Raw genomic sequence first — 17,210 nt, 5'->3', positions numbered from 1 at the left:
ACCGAGCGGAAGGAGGGGCGTCGGGGATGAGCACCAAGGACTTCATCGAGAAGGACTACTACAAGGTCCTCGGCGTCCCCAAGGACGCCACCGAGGCCGAGATCAAGAAGGCGTACCGGAAGCTCGCCCGCGAGTTCCACCCGGACGCCAACAAGGGCAACGCCAAGGCCGAGGAGCGCTTCAAGGAGATCTCCGAGGCGAACGACATACTCGGCGACCCCAAGAAGCGCAAGGAGTACGACGAGGCCCGCGCCCTCTTCGGCAACGGCGGCTTCCGCCCGGGGCCGGGCGCGGGCGGCGGCAACTTCAACTTCGACCTGGGCGACCTCTTCGGGGGCAACGCCCAGGGCGGGGGCGGAGGCTTCGGCGGGGGCGGCGGCTTCAGTGACGTCCTCGGGGGCCTGTTCAACCGGGGTGGCGGCACGGCCGGCCGTACCCAGCCGCGGCGCGGCCAGGACATCGAGTCCGAGGTCACGCTCAGTTTCACGGAGGCCATCGAGGGCGCCACGGTCCCGCTGCGGATGTCCTCGCAGTCCCCCTGCAAGGCCTGTTCGGGCACCGGCGACAAGAACGGCACCCCGCGGGTGTGCCCGACCTGTGTCGGCACCGGCCAGGTGGCGCGAGGATCCGGAGGCGGCTTCTCGCTCACCGACCCCTGCCCGGACTGCAAGGGCCGCGGCCTGATCGCCGAGCACCCCTGCATGGAGTGCAAGGGCAGCGGCCGCGCCAAGTCGTCCAGGACCATGCAGGTCCGCATCCCCGCCGGGGTGACCGACGGCCAGCGCATCCGCCTGCGCGGCAAGGGCGCGCCGGGCGAACGCGGCGGTCCGGCGGGCGACCTGTACGTGATGGTCCACGTCGACACCCACCCGGTGTTCGGCCGCAAGGACGACAACCTCACGGTGACCGTCCCGGTGACCTTCACCGAGGCGGCGCTCGGCGGCGAGGTCAGGGTGCCCACCCTGGGCGGCCCGCCGGTCACCCTGAAACTGCCCCCGGGCACGCCCAACGGCCGCACCATGCGCGCCCGTGGCAAGGGCGCGGTCCGCAAGGACGGCACCCGCGGCGATCTGCTGGTCACCGTCGAGGTGAGTGTCCCGAAGGACCTGTCGGGGAAGGCTCGTGACGCGCTGGAGGCGTATCGCGAGGCGACCGCGGGCGAGGACCCGCGGGCCGAGCTGTTCGAGGCCGCGAAGGGAGCATGACAGAGATGGACGGCCGTCGACGTAACCCGTATGAACTGACCGAGGAGACCCCGGTCTACGTCATCTCGGTGGCGGCCCAGCTCTCCGGACTGCACCCGCAGACGCTGCGCCAGTACGACCGCCTGGGCCTGGTCTCCCCGGACCGCACGGCCGGGCGGGGCCGCCGCTACTCGGCCCGCGACATCGAACTGCTCCGCCAGGTGCAGGCGCTGTCGCAGGACGAGGGCATCAACCTGGCCGGCATCAAGCGCATCATCGAACTGGAGAACCAGGTCATCGCGCTCCAGCAGCGGGTCGCCGAACTCCAGGCGGCGGTCGACGGCGCGGCGGCCGCGATGCAGCAGCGCGAGGCCGCCGTCCACGCCTCCTACCGCCGCGACCTGGTCCCGTACCAGGAGGTGCAGCAGACCAGCGCACTGGTGGTGTGGCGGCCGAAGAAGGCGAAGGACTAGCAGCACCTGTGAGAAGGGCCCGGAGGCCGTGGACCTCCGGGCCCTTTCCCGTGCCGGTCACGGCTCCAGGATCGCCGACTCCGCGCCCGGCGCCGACTCCGTGCCGTCGGCGTACAGCGCGGTCACCCAGTAGTGGTGGGTGGTGCCGCGGGCGGCCGTGGTGTCGTCGTACGAGCGCTCCGTCGTGGTCGCCAGCTTCTCGTACGTCTGCGTGGCCGGGTTCCAGCGGTAGACCTGGTAGCCCGTCGCCGAGTCGACGGCGTTCCACGACAGGCCGACACCCGAGTCGGTCGGGTCCGCCGTCAGGGTGAGCGGGGAGCCCTCCGGGGTCGCCACCGACGGGGTCAGGTCCAGCTCGTCGACGGCGACCGCGGTCACGGGCCCCAGCCATCTGCTGGAGTTGTTCGCGTTGTCGATCGCGTCCACCCAGTAGCAGGCGTGGTCGCCGTCGGGCAGCCGTACATCCCGGTAGTGCGAGGTGGACGGGGACAGCCACGCCCACTCCGAGCCGGAACAGACCTGCTCCTCGCCCTCCTCGCCGAGGACCGTGCCCCGGTAGACCGCGTACCGCTTCAGGTCGGGCTCGGTGTTGTCGTCCCAGTCCAGCTCGACGCCGTACTCCGTGGCCCTCGCGGTCAGGCCGGTCACCTGGGCGGGCGGCTTGTCCGATTCCAGCGTGGTGACGGTCGCGGTGTTGGAGAGCGAGGACACGTGGGGCCACTGCACGTTCGCCACCGCGTAGTGGTACGTCGTGCCCTCCTCGGCCGAGAAGTCGCCGCAGCTGTACCGGCGGGACCCGTCGGAGAGGGTGGTGAAGGTGGTCGTGCAGGTAACCCACTGCGCCGTCGAGGTGTCCACGGGCAGCGTGGTCGAGCGGTAGACGCGGAACTCGCCGTACGGGGCGTCCTGAGGCTTCATCGTCCACTGGAGGGTCGCGCTGCCGATGCCCGCGGTCGCCGTGAGCTCGCGGGGTGCGGCCAGCGGGCGGGTCACCGTCCGGAGGTCGGTGAACGGCGATACGTGGCCCGAGCCGTCCACGGCCGCGACCCGGTACTTGGCGATCTCGCCACGTGCGAGCGTGTCGTCGGTGAGGCTCACCGTGTAGCTGAGGTCCCAGGACTTGGTGACGACGCCGTAGAAGTCGGTCCGCTCCACCCGGTACTTCACCGCGGCGTGCACCCCCGACCAGCTCAGTTCGGCGCCCGTGTCGGTGGCGGAAGCGGTGAACTGGGCGGGTGCCTGCAGCACGGTGCTGGTGACCAGGGCGTCGGCGGTGCCGGTCGACTCGTTGCCGGCCTTGTCGTAGGCGCGGATCTCGTAGTAATAGAGGGCGCCGGTCGCGGGCGGGGCGTCGGTCAGGGACGCCGCCGTCGCCGTCCCCGCCTTCGTCCAGCTGGTGCTGCCCCGCACGCGCCGGTAGACCCGGTAGCCGGCGAGGTCCATCTCCTGGTTCTTCGTCCAGCTCAGCTTCGTCGTGTTGGCGTCGCTGTCGTAGGACACCAGCGGATCCAGCGGGGTGAGGGGCCTGACCTTGTCGACGGCGGCCGAAGTCCTCGGGGTGTACGTGAACTTGACCTTGGCGGCGCCGGTCCAGTTGGCGTAGTCGACGCGGAGGGTGTGCTTGCCCTTGGGGACGGTGACGTTGACGGTCTTGGCGACGGTCTTGGTGGTGTTCTTCCACAGGTCGATCCTGCGGGTGCCGTCGAGGTAGACGCGGATGCCGTCGAGGCCGGAGGCGGCGAGGGCGAAGGGTCCGCCGGAGCCGAAGTCCCGGGTCACGGTCCAGCGGACGCCGAAGTCGTCCTTCGGGAGGCCGGACGCGGGGGCTCCGCTCCAGCTCTCGTCGATCGCGGAGTCGCAGCCGGTCTTCTTCGGGGTGCCCTTGAACGTGGTGTTCGCGAACAACTGCCGCTTGAAGATCGGGGAGGTGCAGGCCGTGGCCGCCGAGGCGGTCGCGGTGGCGCCGCCGAGCAGGGTGCCGGCGGTGGCGAGCACCACGGCGGCGGCCGTGGCGGTTCTGGCTGGCTTCATTCGATCCTCTGGTCGTATCCGTACGGCGGGCCGACCCGCTCGTGATCACGACTCGTGAGGAAACGACTTGGTTGTACTGATCTTTGCCTGCGCATGAACTCCCTTTGGATGGAGGGTCCGTAAAGAGTGTTTGGAGGGGGTTCCGCTCCTCCTTCACAGGTGCAGCGGAGCGTGGTGTTGCGCACTCGTTAAGTAGTTCCGCTTGACGTCGGGTGTGGCGTACGCGTTGGCTTTTGAGACATCTGGGTCGCAAAGCAGCCCACGTCCGGAACGCACCTGAAGTGAGCCCCCGTATGCGTCGTATAGCCATGTTTGTGGCCGCGTCCACGATGACCCTTTCGCTTGCCGGCTGCGGCATGCTCAACGCGACAGGATCGTCGACCACCGCGACCCCGACGAAGGGCAACGACATCACGGTGGGCGTGCTGATGCCGGACAAGATCAACACCCGGTACACCAACTTCGACTACCCGATCATGAAGGCGAAGATCGCCGAGCTCACCAACAAGCAGGGCCAGGTCGACTACCAGAACGCCGCGTCGACCGCCTCCACGCAGGCGAAGCAGATGCAGAAGATGATCGACGACAAGGTCGACGTGATCATCCTGGACTCGGTCGACTCGCACGCCATCGCCGGCACGGTGAAGAAGGCCAAGGAGGCGGGCATCCCGGTCATCGCCTACGACCGTCTCGCCGAGGGCCCCATCGCCGGCTACGTCTCCTTCGACAACGAGCTGGTGGGCGAGGTGCAGGCCCGTACGCTCCTGGAGGGCCTCGGCAGCAACGTCGACACCTCCGACAAGGTCATCATGGTCAACGGCTCGCCGACCGACCCGAACGCCAAGCAGTTCAAGACGGGCGCCCTGTCCGAGCTGACCGGCAAGGTGACGATTCCGACAGGGGCCATGTTCGACACCAAGGACTGGGACCCGGGTATCGCCCAGCAGGAGGTCACCAAGGCGATCGGCTCGATCGGCAAGGACAACGTCGCCGGCGTCTACTCCGCCAACGACGCGATGGCGGGCGGCATCGTCAAGGCTCTCAAGGCGGCCGGCGTCACCACCATGCCGCCGATCACCGGCCAGGACGCGGACCTCGACGCCATCCAGCGGATCCTCATCGGCGAGCAGTACATGACGGTCTACAAGCCGTACCCGGACGAGGCCGAGGCCGCCGCCGAGATGGCCGTCTACAAGGTGCAGGGCAAGGACATCCAGTTCGACGCGCTCACCCAGGACACCGTCGACAGCCCGACCAACAAGAACATCCCCTCCCAGCTGGTCCAGGTCAACGCCGTGACCAAGAGCAAGATCAAGGACACCGTCGTCGCGGACGGCATCTACAAGATCTCGCAGATCTGCACGGCCGCGTACAAGACCGCTTGCGCGGAGGCGGGCCTCAAGTAGAGCCCTGCCGACGGCCCCGTTCCCGATGCAGGGAACGGGGCCGCTGTGGGCGCGCCGGGCGGGGTGTCACTTACCGGCGCTGGCAGGGTGCCGCTGCGCCCACCCGTGCCGCCCTGCGGCACGCCTGCCCGCAGCTATGCAGCTGACGCGACTGCAGCGCCCCGTAAGGGGCGCGGGGAACTGCGCGACCAGCCCCCACGGCCCCGCAGACGGCTACGCGACCCTCGTGAACTCCACGGTCACCTCCGGCGCCCCTCCCGGCACCCCCCGGTAGATCCCCTTATGGGGCGTGACGTCGTCGTAGTCCCGACCCCGGCCGACCACCACATGGTCCTCCCCGGCCCGCACCCGGTTCGTCGGGTCGTACCCGCACCAGTCGCCGGCCCAGTACTCGATCCACGCGTGGCTCTGCCCGGCGACGGGCCGGTTCGGTTCCGCCTCCCGCTCCGGGTGCAGGTACCCGGAGACGTACCGGGCCGGCAGCCCCAGCCCCCGCAGCAGGGCGATGGTGAGGTGGGTGATGTCCTGGCAGACGCCCGCCCGCTGCTCCCACGCCTCCGCGGGGGAGGTGTTCACGCCGGTCGCCCCCGGCAGGTAGGCCACCCGGTCGGCGACCATCCCGGAGACGGCCACCGCGGCCTCGTGCGGCCCCAGCCCCGCCGCCGCGGCCCGCGCCTTCTTCACCAGCTTCTTCGGCACCGACGTACGCGAGGTCGGGCCCGCGAACTCCAGCAGCCGCGACCCGGCGGCCCGTTCGGCCAGCTCCGCCCAGTCCGGCGCGGCCGGCAGCGGCCCCGGCGCCGAGGTCTCCACCAGGCTCGACGCGGTGATCGTCAGATCCTCGTGCGGCTCCAGGAGATCGAAGCCGGTGACCTGGGTGCCCCAGTAGTCCCAGTACGACCAGACGGCGGTCGCCGGCTGCACGGTGACCCGCGCGTCCAGGGTGGTCTGCCCCGGCAGGGTCAGCGGGGTCATCCGGACCTCGTTGTGCGAGGAACTGGCGGGCTGGGCGTAGGGGACCCGGGTGGTGTGCCGGATCCGGAGGCGACGAGCCATCTCAGGCTCCTTCCTGGGCCCACTCGACGGGCCCCTGGTACGGGAAGAACCGCTCCGCCACCGCGTCGGCGGACGCCATGCAGGCCTGCTGGAGGTCGCGCAGCAGGATGGGCAGCTGCTCCTCCAGGGAGGCGGTGTCCAGGTATTCGAGGCGGGTGCGGGCCCGGCCGACGGGGGAGCGGGCGGGGTCCTGACGGGGCCGGCCGAGCGCCGCCAGGCACTCCTCGGCCGTGGTCAGCGCGTGCAGCGCCGAGCGCGGGAAGTCCCGGTCCAGGAGCAGGAACTCGGCCACTCTCGGGGTGTCCCCGAACCCGCTGTGCACCCGTGCGTACGCCTCGTCGGCGCCGCTCGCGCTGAGCAGCGTCGGCCAGTCCGGCGCGTGCGCCGCGTCCAGCACGCGCACCGAGAGCAGCCGTACGGTCATGTCGACCCGCTCCAGGCTCCGCCCGAGGACGACGAACCGCCAGCTGTCGTCCCGGCTCATGGTCGAGTCGGCGAGGCCGAAGAAGAGCGCGGCCCGGCTGCGGACCAGCTCCAGGTAGGCGTAGGGGCCGGTGCGGCGGGCCGCGCGGCGCCGGTCGCCGAGCGCGTGCCAGGTGGAGTTGAGGCACTCCCACATCTCGGAGGAGACGGCCTCGCGGGCGCTGCGCGCGTTCAGCCGGGCGGCGCCCAGGGCGCCCTCGATGGAGCACGTGGAGCGGGCGTCGAAGGCGAGCTGGTCCAGGACCTGCTGCATGTCGACCCGTTCGGCACCGGCGTCGACGCCGAGGATCGCGTACAGCGACCGGCAGGCGGCGTCCTCGTCGCGCCAGGGGTCCTCCAGCATCCGGTGCAGGTAGGCGTCGAGGATCCGGCCGGTGGTGTCGGCCCGTTCGACGTACCGTCCGGTCCAGGTCAGCGACTCGGCGATACGGGAGAGGATCACGTCGTTCACTGCTGTTGCGCTCCTTCCGGTACGACGGCACGGGTGCCGTCGGGGCCGAGGCGGCGCGGGGCGACGGCGGGGATCGGGCCCGCGCCGACCGGCTCGGGGCGTTCGGCGGGGCCCTCGGCGAGTACCCAGGTGTCCTTGGAGCCGCCGCCCTGGCTGGAGTTGACGATCAGGTTGCCCTCCTGGAGGGCGACCCGGGTGAGGCCGCCGGGCAGCACCCAGATGTCGTCGCCGTCGTTCACGGCGAACGGCCGCAGGTCAATGTGGCGCGGTGCCATCCGTTCACCCGAGAGGGTGGGGGAGGTGGAGAGGGCGACCGGGCGCTGTGCGATGAAGCCGCGCGGGTCGGCGGCGACGGCTTTGCGAGTGCGTTCCAGGGTCGCCCTGTCGGCCTTCGGGCCGATCACGATGCCCTGCCCGCCGGCCCCGTCGACGGGCTTCACCACCAGCTGGTCCAGCTGGTCGAGGACGGCCTCCAACTGGCCCGGCTCATCAGGCCGGTAGGACTCCACGTTGGGGAGAACCGGTTCCTCGCCGAGGTAGTAGCGGATCAGGTCCGGGACGTAGGTGTAGAGGAGTTTGTCGTCGGCGATGCCGTTGCCGACGGCGTTCGCGAGTGTGACGTTTCCCGCGATGGCGGCGCTCAGGATGCCGGGGCAGCCGATCACCGAGTCGGGGCGGAAGTGCAGCGGATCGAGGAAGTCGTCGTCGAGGCGCCGGTACACGACGTGCACGGGCACCTCGCCGCGTGTCGTCCGCATCCAGACCCGGTTGCTGCGGCACACCAGGTCGTGCCCCTCGACCAGCTGCACGCCCATCAGCCGGGCGAGCAGGGCGTGTTCGAAGTAGGCCGCGTTGCTGGGCCCGGGGGTGAGGACGACCACCCGGGGATCGCTCGCCGCCCCGCCCGGCGCCGCCGCCCGCAGCGCGGCCAGCAGCCGCTGGGCGTACCCGTCGACCGGCAGGACGTGCTGCTCGGCGAAGAGCGAGGGGAAGACCCGGGTCATCGCCCTGCGGTTCTCGATGACGTACGACACCCCGCTCGGCACCCGCACGTTGTCCTCAAGGACCCGGAAGGCACCGGCCTCGTCCCGGACCAGGTCGATTCCGGCCACATGGATGCGCACCCCGCCGGGCGGCTCCACCGCGTGCGCCGCCCGGTGGAAGTGCGGCGAGCCAAGGAGCAGCCGCCAGGGCACCACCCCGTCCTCGAAGGCCCGGGCGTGTCCGTAGGCGTCGGCCAGATAGGCCTCCAGGGCCCGGACCCGCTGGGCCACGCCTCTTCGTATGAGATCCCATTCCAGGGCGTCGAGGATCCTCGGCACCAGGTCCAGCGGCCAGGGCCGCTCCTCGCCCGCGAAGGCGTAGGTCACCCCCCGGTCGGTGAAGGCCCGGGCCATCTGGTCGGCCCGGAACCTCAGTTCACTCGGTTCGATCGGCTGGAGCGCCGCCAGTACCGGCTCATAGGCGGTCCTGACCTCACCCGGCCGTACAAACATCTCGTCCCACGCGTCGGCCAACGCGTACGCGTCAAATATGTCCGCCATGAAGGGACGTTAGAGCGGGCACGTAACGCGGCGATCACTGGCGGATTTCGGGGATCCGCCGGTCCGCCGCGTTACGCGCCCGCGAGCGGCCCGCCCTGCAACGCACCTCCCCCGTTGGTGCGTTGCACGGGGCCCCGGCCCGATCGGGGGAGGATGGCCCGGGGCCCCGCCGGGTGTACGGCGACACCCGTGGGAAGCGGTTTCCACCTTGCCCCGCACGCCCCCCTGCCACCACCGTCATCTTGTTGCAACGCGGCCTGCGGAGGCGGTGCGATATGCGGCCGTATCCGGGTATTACGACGCCCCGGGCGCGGGAAGCCGTGTTGCGGACCCGGTCCGGACCGCTCATAGTTGCGCTGCGGAAGAGGCAGCAAACCGGGGGTGGAATGGGCGATGGCCGGGCACGGGACGGAGGAGCATCCACACGGTGCCGACCGGCTGTGCGCCGCCGGGGACCGCGTGTACTCCCGGGCCGTGCGCCGGGGCCGGGTGCTGCGCAGGGACGCCGACGCGGTGCCCTGCCTGCTGGAGCTGGCGCTGCTGCACCCCGACCCCGATGACATGGACTGGCTGGTGCCGACCGCCCCGCAGGAGGTCATGACCCGGCTGCTGCGCGGGGTCTACGACGAGGTGACGGACAGCCAGCGGCGGATGGGGTCGGCGGTCGCTGCGTTCGAGTGGTACGCCGGTCTGGGACGGCACCTGCAGGCCGTGTCGGCGTCCGCGGAGGGCACGGCGGCCATCCGGGTGCTCGACGGGCTGTCACGGATCCAGGCGGCCATGGACGAGGCGACGGAGGCCTGCACACAGGAGGTGCTGACCGTGCAGCCGGGCGGTATCCGGCGCGAGTCGGAGCTGACCGAGGGGCTGCACCGGGCCGTCGCGCTGCGCGGGCGCGGCGTGCGGATGCGCGACCTGTACACGCATGTCGCCCGGCACGGCCAGGGCCTGCTCAACTACCTGGAGCTGATGGGCGACGCGGTCGAGGCCCGCTCGCTCGACGAGGTCATCGACCGCCTCATCCTCTTCGACCGCACGGTGGCGTTCATCCCCGCGAACGCGGACCGCACGATGGCCCTGGAGCTGCGCCACCCCGCCCTCGTCGAGTACCTCCTCACGGTCTTCGAACGCCTCTGGCGGCTGGCGATCCCGCTCACCGCCCCGCTTCCCGACACCGGCATCGAGGGCATCTCGCACCGGGAGCAGTCCATCGCGGCGCTCCTCGCCGAGGGCCACCAGGACGCGGTGATCGCGGAACGCCTCGGCATCAGCGTCCGCACCTGCCGGGCCCACATCGCCCGCCTCTCGGAGACGCTGGGCGCGGCCAGCCGTACCCAACTGGGCGTGCGGATAGCGCAGGTGGGCCTGGACCGTCCGCCGGGCGGCGGCAGCGCGGCACCGGCCGCGGTCAGCCTTCCTGATCAAGGATCCCCGAGCGTCCGATGAGGTAGCCGAGCTGGGCGCGGCTCTCGCTGCCGAGGGTGGTGGCGAGTTTGGCGATGTGGACGCGGGCGGTGCGGATGTTCATGCCGAGGCGTTCGGCGATGACGGCGTCGGTGTGGCCCTCGACGAGGAGGGCGGCGATGGCCTGCTGGCGGGGTGTGATGCCGTTGACGGTCGGGCGGTGTTCGAGGGTGGGGTAGAGCGGGGTGGCCAGCTGCCAGAGGCGGTCGAAGGTGGTGGCGAAGTACTTGATCAGCGCCGGGTGCCGGGCCTCCAGGGCCAGCGAGCCGTCGGCGGCGGCGGGCAGGAAGGCGACGGCGTGGTCGATGACGATCAGCCGGTCCGGGGTCTCGTCGAGCCCGCGTACCTCGATGTCGCCGCGCAGCCGCTCGAAGCCGCCGTACACGGCCGGGACATGGCGCAGGGTGTGCTGGTAGAGCGCGCGGATGCGGGCGCCGCGGTCGAGGATCGCCTGGTCGCGGTCGCGGGCGGCCGCGGCGGCGATGCGGGCCCGGGGGCCGGTGAGCCCGGTGTGCGACTGGACGCAGAGCACTTCCCGGCTCGCCTCGGCCATGGCGTCGGTGATCGCCTGGTTGATGGGCTTGGTGCCGCTGTGCAGGCGCAGCGTGGGGGTGTCGCCGCCGGTGCCCGGGTCGCCGGCCCGCAGCAGCGGTTCGAACTGCTCCGTCAGCCGTTCCTCACGCCGCCGTTCGTCGGCGATCCGGGCGGCGGAGGAGCGCAGCAGCCGGTGCAGGGCCGCGGCGGGCGGCACCGGTTCCAGCCGGTCCAGATCGTCGAGGGCCGGGTGCAGCAGACCGAAGTCGGTGAGGCAGGGGGCCTCGGCGGCGTCCTCGGCACTGATGTGCCCGGTGCGCAGGGCGCGTTCGTACAGCTTCACGCCGGGCGGGCACAGGTCTTCGACACCGTGCTCGCAGCGGGTCACAGCTCGCCCTCCCGGTCCTTGAGGATCCCCGACTCCCCGATGAGGTAGCCGAGCTGGGCGCGGCTCTCGCTGCCGAGGGTGGTGGCGAGTTTGGCGATGTGGACGCGGGCGGTGCGGATGTTCATGCCGAGGCGTTCGGCGATGACGGCGTCGGTGTGGCCTTCCACGAGGAGGGCGGCGATGGCCTGCTGGCGGGGTGTGATGCCGTTGACGGTCGGGCGGTGTTCGAGGGTGGGGTGGAGCGGGGTGGCCAGCCGCCAGAGACGGTCGAAGGCGGTGACGAAGTACGTGATCAGTGCGGGGTGGCGGACTTCGAGGGCGAGGCTGCCGTCGCCGTCGGCGGGGAGGAAGGCGACGGTGTGGTCGATGACGAACAGCCGGTCGGGCACCTGGTCGAGGCCGCGGGCCACGTTGTCGCCCGTCATCGCCGCGGCGTAGGTGTATATCGACTGCACATGGAACAGGGTGTGCTGGTAGAGCGTGCGGAACCGGCCGCCGCGGTCGAGGAACGCCTTGTCGCGGTCGTAGGCGGCGGATTCCGCGGCGTTGCCGCGCTCGCCGACCATACCGGCGTGCGGCTGGATGCAGAGGACCTCGTCCCGCGCCTGCGCCATGGCCTCGTCGATGGCCTGGTTGATCCGCCGGGTGCCGCTGAGCAGCCGCAGGGTCGGGGAGTCCGGCACCGTGCCGGGTTCCGGCGTGATGCGCAGCAGCGGTGCGAAGAGCTCCGTCAGGCGCTCCTGCCGCCGCCACTCGCGGGTGATGCGGCCGTGGGCGCCGCGCAGCAGCCGGTTCAGGGCGACGGCCGGGGCCAGGGGCTCCAGCCGGCCGAGGTCGTCCGGCACCGGGTGCAGCAGGCCGAGGTCGACGAGGCAGGGCACCTCCTCGGCGTCCCGGACGGCGACGTGCCCGTGGCCGAGTGCGCGCTCGTAGAGTTCCGCCCCCGCGACGCACAGATCCTCGGTGCCGTGCTCGGTGTGCGGGGCCGACGTCACCGGAAGCCGCCCTCCCCGGGGATCTTCTGGTCCAGGATCCCGGACTGGGCGATCAGGTAGCCGAGCTGCGCACGGCTGCCGCTGCCGAGCGCCTGGGCCAGTTTGGCGATGTGGGCCCGGCAGGTGCGGACGTTCATGCCGAGCCGGCGCGCGATGGCCTCGTCGACATGCCCCTCGACCAGCAGCTTGGCGATCGAGTGCTGGATGTCGGTGATGCCGTCGGGAGCGGTTTCGTAGGGGGCGCCGGCGCTCAGCGGGACCGCCCGGGTCCACATGAACTCGAACACCTTGACCAGGTAGCGGACCAGGCCCGGATGGCGCAGTTCCAGAGCGACCTGCTGGTCGTCCCGGATGGGGATGAAGGCGACCGTCTCGTCACAGATGATCAGGCGCTCCACCAGCTCGTCTATGGAGCGGTACTCCACCTTGCCGTCGGCCATGTGGGCCGCGTAGGCCAGCTTCTCCTGGCTGTACCGGGCGGTGTGCTGGTACAAGGTCCGGATCCGTACGCCCCGTTCTATGAGGGGCTTGTCGCGTTCCAGGCCGCGCAGCGCGCTGCGTTCGGGCATCCGGTCGCTCGGCTGGACCGTGAGCATCTCCGTGTGGCACTGGGCGGTGGCCAGGTTGAGCGCGTTGTTGATGCGCTCGCCGCCCTCCAGCACCGTGATCGAGCCGCCGCCCGACGCGGACTGGCCGCCGATGGACATGAAGGGCTCGAAGACGCCGGCGATGTCGGTGGCCAGCTGGCGGCGCTCGGTGATCTCGCGTTCGATGGGGTTGAGACGCTGGGCCAGGGCGATGGCCGGCGGAACCGGGCGCAGCCAGTTCGGATCGTCGGGATCCGGGTGCAGCAGGGCGGAGTCCATCAGGCAGGGAACCGGTTCCGCGTCCGTCCGGGCGATCCGCCCGGAACGGAGAGCGGCCGCATACAGACGACTGCCCTCCGCGCACAGCTCGTTCGAGGCGTGGGGATGTGTCGTATTCGAGTGACTTGTTACCAAAACTCCACCCCCCAGGGTCCTGAACATGCAGGAACATGATGCACCGATTGTGTGGCCACGACGTGCCCGAATGAGCCATCGTCGTACCTGACGGGGGAAAAGGGGACCTTCAAGTGAGGACGAAGCCGAAGATGCGTAACAAACTGCTTCGCTCGCTGCTTGTTGCCGCCTTCTCCGCCGTCGCAGCTCTCGGAGTGCTCAGTGGCTTTTCGGCCGCCGGGGGGAGTGAGGTTCGTGCGAACAGCAGCTGGCCGTCGGTTGCCGCGGACTCCGGGACTGCCGGCACTACTGATTCCGTGACTGATGGAGCCGGGAGCTGAAGTGACCACCCCACCCGACGACCGATCCTTCCGCCGTGAAATGGCCACCGCGTACCGATCCGGCTGGCACTTCATCGACCTGGTCACCGCCATCCCCCACAGTGGTGACTCGTTGATGGTGACAGTCTTCGGTGAGCCGGTCGTCGTCACACGGGACGAGGACGAGGACGTACGGGCGTACCGGTGCCTGCGCAAGCCCCGGGGCGCGCCGCAGCCCGTGCGGTGTGCGATCCGGTACGGAATGATCTTTGTGAACCTGGACCAACGGGACCACCGGCTGGCTGAGCCGGACGTCCCGGACGTGAGGACCATCTCGGCCACCCCCCGCAGTGCCTGACGCGATTCCCCCGTCGTAAAAGATCGCTCAGGTGCTTCCCCCCGCAGCGGCGTCACCGTGACCTGAACACGGTGACGCCGCTGCAGTTTTGGGGGGACATTTCGAGGTATCGACTGGTTTCGGCCATACCCCATGGTGGCTGAAACCAGCCGCCAGAACGGGGCGGTCGCCCCGGCCCCGCATCCGCCCTCACCGGCGCCCCTCGCCCCGTTCGTCACCCCCGCCCCATCGCCCGCTCCACTGTGATCTCGATCACCACCCGGGACGGGTTCTCCCCGGGCGTCCTCCCGTACCGCTCGGCGTACCGCCGCTCCGCCTCCGCGACCCTGTCCGGCTCGGTCCGGACGTGTGCCCGCCCCTCCAGCGTCGCCCACCGCCGCCCGGCCACCTGGCACACCGCCACCCGTGCCCCGTCCGGCCCCGCGCTCAGCACGTGGGACACCTTCGCGCTCCCCTTGTTGGTGATCACCCGGGCCAGCCCCGCCTCCGGGTCGTAGGTGACCCCTACCGGGACGACGTGCGGGCTGCCGTCGGGGCGCGGGGTCGTGAGGGTGCACAGGTGGTGCTCCCGCCAGAAGCCCAGGTACGCCTCGTCCGGTGCGGCGGGGTTCACGCGGTATGTACTCATGGCTCGGAAGGTAGTCCCCGGAAGAGCTCCCGAACGCACCTTGAGTGGAATAGACTCAACTTTGTGTACGTTGGCTGAGTCAGCCGTACGACGCCGAGGAGGAGAACGCGAACGTGGACGCCGAGCTGACCAACAGGAGCCGGGACGCGATCAACGCGGCCAGCAGCCGGGCCGTGACCGAGGGGCACGCGGACCTGACGCCCGCCCACCTGCTGCTGGCTCTGCTGGCAGGGCAGGACAACGAGAACATCACCGACCTGCTCGCGGCCGTCGACGCCGACCAGGCCGCCGTACGCCAGGGCGCCGAGCGCGTGCTGGCCGCGCTGCCCAGCGTGACCGGTTCCACGGTCGCGCCCCCGCAGCCCAACCGCGAACTGCTCGCGGTCCTCGCCGACGCCGACGAGCGCGCCGGGGAACTCGGCGACGACTACCTCTCCACCGAGCACCTGCTCATCGGCATCGCCGCCAAGGGCGGCGCGGCCGGCGAGGTCCTTGACCGGCAGGGGGCCACCGCGAAGAAGCTGGTGGAGGCCTTCCGGAAGGCGCGCGGCGGGCGCCGGGTGACCACCGCCGACCCCGAGGGCCAGTACAAGGCGCTGGAGAAGTTCGGGACCGACTTCACGGCGGCCGCGCGGGACGGGAAGCTCGACCCCGTCATCGGGCGCGACCAGGAGATCCGGCGGGTCGTGCAGGTGCTCAGCCGCCGTACCAAGAACAACCCCGTCCTCATCGGCGAGCCCGGCGTCGGCAAGACCGCCGTGGTGGAAGGGCTCGCCCAGCGGATCGTGAAGGGCGACGTCCCCGAGTCGCTGAAGGACAAGCGGCTGGTGTCGCTGGACCTGGGGGCCATGGTCGCCGGGGCCAAGTACCGGGGCGAGTTCGAGGAGCGGCTGAAGACCGTCCTCGCCGAGATCAAGGACTCCGACGGGCAGATCATCACCTTCATCGACGAGCTGCACACCGTGGTCGGGGCCGGTGCCGGCGGCGACTCCGCCATGGACGCCGGCAACATGCTGAAGCCGATGCTGGCCCGCGGCGAACTGCGCATGGTCGGCGCGACCACCCTGGACGAGTACCGGGAGCGGATCGAGAAGGACCCGGCGCTGGAGCGCCGCTTCCAGCAGGTGCTGGTGGCGGAGCCGACCGTCGAGGACACCATCGCCATCCTCCGTGGCCTGAAGGGCCGTTACGAGGCCCATCACAAGGTCCAGATCGCCGACAGCGCGCTGGTCGCCGCCGCGACCCTCTCCGACCGCTACATCACCTCCCGCTTCCTCCCCGACAAGGCCATCGACCTCGTCGACGAGGCCGCCTCCCGGCTCCGCATGGAGATCGACTCCTCGCCCGTCGAGATCGACGAACTCCAGCGCTCCGTCGACCGGTTGAAGATGGAGGAGCTGGCGCTGGTGAAGGAGACCGACCCGGCCTCCCGGGAGCGCCTGGAGAAGCTGCGCCGCGACCTCGCCGACAAGGAGGAGGAGCTGCGCGGCCTCAACGCCCGCTGGGAGCGCGAGAAGCAGTCCCTGAACCGGGTCGGCGAGCTGAAGGAGAAGCTCGACGAACTGCGCGGCACCGCCGAACGCGCCCAGCGCGACGGCGACTTCGACACCGCCTCCAAGCTGCTGTACGGCGAGATTCCGCAGCTGGAGAAGGAGCTGGAGGCCGCGTCCGAGGCCGAGGAGGAGACGGCCCGGGACACCATGGTCAAGGACGAGGTCGGCTCCGACGACATCGCCGACGTCGTGGCGGCCTGGACCGGGATCCCGGCCGGGCGCCTGCTGGAGGGCGAGACCCAGAAGCTGCTCCGCATGGAGGACGAGCTGGGCCGCCGCCTGATCGGCCAGACCGAGGCCGTACGAGCGGTGAGCGACGCCGTACGACGGTCCCGCGCCGGGATCGCCGACCCGGACCGTCCCACCGGCTCCTTCCTCTTCCTCGGCCCGACCGGCGTCGGCAAGACCGAACTCGCGAAGGCCCTCGCCGACTTCCTCTTCGACGACGAGCGGGCGATGGTCCGCATCGACATGTCGGAGTACAGCGAGAAGCACAGCGTGGCCCGGCTGGTCGGCGCCCCGCCCGGATACGTCGGCTACGAGGAGGGCGGCCAGCTGACCGAGGCGGTCCGCAGGCGCCCTTACACGGTCGTGCTCCTCGACGAGGTGGAGAAGGCCCACCCCGAGGTCTTCGACATCCTCCTCCAGGTGCTGGACGACGGCCGCCTCACCGACGGCCAGGGCCGCACGGTCGACTTCCGCAACACCATCCTGGTGCTGACGTCGAACCTGGGCAGCCAGTACCTGGTCGACCCGGTCCTCGGCGAGGAGGAGAAGAAGCGGCAGGTCCTGGAGACGGTCCGGCAGTCTTTCAAGCCGGAGTTCCTCAACCGTCTGGACGACCTGGTCGTCTTCTCCGCCCTGGCCAAGGACGAGCTGGCCCGGATCGCCCGGCTCCAGATCGACCGGCTCGCCAAGCGCCTGGCCGACCGCCGGCTCGCCCTGGAGATCACCCCGGAGGCCCTGGCCTGGCTCGCCGAGGAGGGCAACGACCCGGCCTACGGCGCCCGCCCGCTGCGCCGCCTGGTGCAGACCGCCATCGGCGACCGGCTGGCCAAGGAGATCCTGGCCGGCGAGGTCAAGGACGGCGACACGATCCGGGTGGACGCGTTCGGGGAGGGACTGATCGTGGGCCCGGCGACAGCCGAGGAGAAGCCCGCCAAAACGCTCTGACGGCAGCGGCAGCGGCAGCGGCAAGTGGGGCAGGGGGCCCGTGAACTGGTGGGTTCACGGGCCCCCTGCCCTTCGCATGCCGCCCGCCGTGTGTGCAGCGCCCCGAAGGGGCGCGGGGCTGTATTGCATGTGCGGCTACCGCCGCGTGGGCGCGACCAGCCACGACGATGCCGCAGCCGAACGACGACG

14 protein-coding genes are annotated in these 17,210 nt (G+C 70.9%); 6 read left to right on the top strand and 8 right to left on the bottom strand.

What is annotated here, in order from left to right; all coding sequences use genetic code 11:
* The first annotated feature begins 26 nt into the window (after positions 1–26).
* Positions 27–1,205: a molecular chaperone DnaJ gene (gene dnaJ / locus KVT45_RS30530; RefSeq protein WP_217552349.1), complete on the top strand. Its 1,179-nt coding sequence runs from the start codon at positions 27–29 to the stop codon at positions 1,203–1,205.
* Positions 1,206–1,210: 5 nt separating this feature from the next.
* A complete protein-coding gene (locus tag KVT45_RS30525) occupies positions 1,211–1,657 on the top strand; it encodes a heat shock protein transcriptional repressor HspR (protein WP_089100113.1) in 447 nt (148 codons plus the stop codon).
* 57 nt (positions 1,658–1,714) lie between these two features.
* Here KVT45_RS30525 and KVT45_RS30520 read toward each other — a convergent pair whose 3' ends face one another.
* On the bottom strand, positions 1,715–3,688 hold the full coding sequence (locus tag KVT45_RS30520) for a PA14 domain-containing protein (protein ID WP_302832574.1): 1,974 nt from the start codon (positions 3,686–3,688) through the stop codon (positions 1,715–1,717).
* A 293-nt stretch (positions 3,689–3,981) separates the two neighbouring features.
* Here KVT45_RS30520 and KVT45_RS30515 point away from each other — a divergent pair, with 293 nt between their 5' ends.
* The gene (locus tag KVT45_RS30515) at positions 3,982–5,094 is read left to right on the top strand and encodes a sugar ABC transporter substrate-binding protein (RefSeq protein ID WP_217552348.1); all 1,113 of its coding nucleotides are present in this window, start codon (positions 3,982–3,984) and stop codon (positions 5,092–5,094) included.
* Between the two features lie 213 nt (positions 5,095–5,307).
* On the opposite strand, the gene KVT45_RS30510 is transcribed toward KVT45_RS30515, so the two are convergent.
* The 3 genes from KVT45_RS30510 to KVT45_RS30500 are packed head-to-tail and all read right to left on the bottom strand — an operon-like array spanning position 5,308 to position 8,628.
* Positions 5,308–6,150, bottom strand: a complete 843-nt coding sequence (locus tag KVT45_RS30510; RefSeq protein ID WP_217552347.1) for a transglutaminase family protein — start codon at positions 6,148–6,150, stop codon at positions 5,308–5,310.
* Position 6,151: 1 nt separating this feature from the next.
* The gene (locus KVT45_RS30505) at positions 6,152–7,084 is read right to left on the bottom strand and encodes an alpha-E domain-containing protein (RefSeq protein ID WP_217552346.1); all 933 of its coding nucleotides are present in this window, start codon (positions 7,082–7,084) and stop codon (positions 6,152–6,154) included.
* The gene (locus KVT45_RS30500; RefSeq protein ID WP_217552345.1) at positions 7,081–8,628 is read right to left on the bottom strand and encodes a circularly permuted type 2 ATP-grasp protein; all 1,548 of its coding nucleotides are present in this window, start codon (positions 8,626–8,628) and stop codon (positions 7,081–7,083) included. Before KVT45_RS30500 ends, KVT45_RS30505 begins: the two co-directional genes overlap by 4 nt.
* A gap of 393 nt (positions 8,629–9,021) precedes the next feature.
* Between KVT45_RS30500 and KVT45_RS30495 the strand changes: the two genes are divergently transcribed.
* Entirely contained in the window at positions 9,022–10,074 is a 1,053-nt protein-coding gene (locus KVT45_RS30495) for a helix-turn-helix transcriptional regulator (RefSeq protein WP_217552343.1), read from the top strand.
* Here the strand turns inward: KVT45_RS30495 and KVT45_RS30490 are convergent.
* Genes KVT45_RS30490 through KVT45_RS30480 form a run of 3 tightly spaced genes read right to left on the bottom strand, consistent with a single transcriptional unit; the run spans position 10,037 to position 13,037 of the window.
* Positions 10,037–11,014 (bottom strand): LuxR C-terminal-related transcriptional regulator, encoded by a 978-nt coding sequence (locus tag KVT45_RS30490; RefSeq protein WP_217552342.1) that lies wholly within the window; start codon positions 11,012–11,014, stop codon positions 10,037–10,039. The genes KVT45_RS30495 and KVT45_RS30490 overlap by 38 nt on opposite strands.
* Positions 11,011–12,009, bottom strand: coding sequence for a helix-turn-helix transcriptional regulator (locus KVT45_RS30485; protein ID WP_217552341.1), 999 nt, complete (start codon positions 12,007–12,009; stop codon positions 11,011–11,013). Before KVT45_RS30485 ends, KVT45_RS30490 begins: the two co-directional genes overlap by 4 nt.
* Positions 12,006–13,037: a helix-turn-helix transcriptional regulator gene (locus tag KVT45_RS30480; RefSeq protein WP_217552340.1), complete on the bottom strand. Its 1,032-nt coding sequence runs from the start codon at positions 13,035–13,037 to the stop codon at positions 12,006–12,008. Before KVT45_RS30480 ends, KVT45_RS30485 begins: the two co-directional genes overlap by 4 nt.
* A 333-nt stretch (positions 13,038–13,370) precedes the next feature.
* Here KVT45_RS30480 and KVT45_RS30475 point away from each other — a divergent pair, with 333 nt between their 5' ends.
* Complete coding sequence (locus KVT45_RS30475; protein ID WP_167449907.1) at positions 13,371–13,667, top strand: (2Fe-2S)-binding protein; 297 nt, start codon at positions 13,371–13,373, stop codon at positions 13,665–13,667.
* 214 nt (positions 13,668–13,881) lie between these two features.
* Here KVT45_RS30475 and KVT45_RS30470 read toward each other — a convergent pair whose 3' ends face one another.
* Positions 13,882–14,295, bottom strand: a complete 414-nt coding sequence (locus KVT45_RS30470; RefSeq protein WP_217552339.1) for a pyridoxamine 5'-phosphate oxidase family protein — start codon at positions 14,293–14,295, stop codon at positions 13,882–13,884.
* Between the two features lie 113 nt (positions 14,296–14,408).
* On the opposite strand from KVT45_RS30470, the gene clpB reads away from it, so the two are divergent.
* A complete protein-coding gene (gene clpB, locus KVT45_RS30465; protein ID WP_217552338.1) occupies positions 14,409–17,021 on the top strand; it encodes an ATP-dependent chaperone ClpB in 2,613 nt (870 codons plus the stop codon).
* Positions 17,022–17,210: the final 189 nt, after the last annotated feature.

The sequence above is a fragment of the Streptomyces sp. GbtcB6 genome (assembly GCF_019091475.1).
Lineage (GTDB): Bacteria > Actinomycetota > Actinomycetes > Streptomycetales > Streptomycetaceae > Streptomyces > Streptomyces hyaluromycini.
The sequence above is the reverse complement of the archived record's forward strand: the minus strand, read 5'-3'. Positions and strand labels throughout refer to the sequence as shown.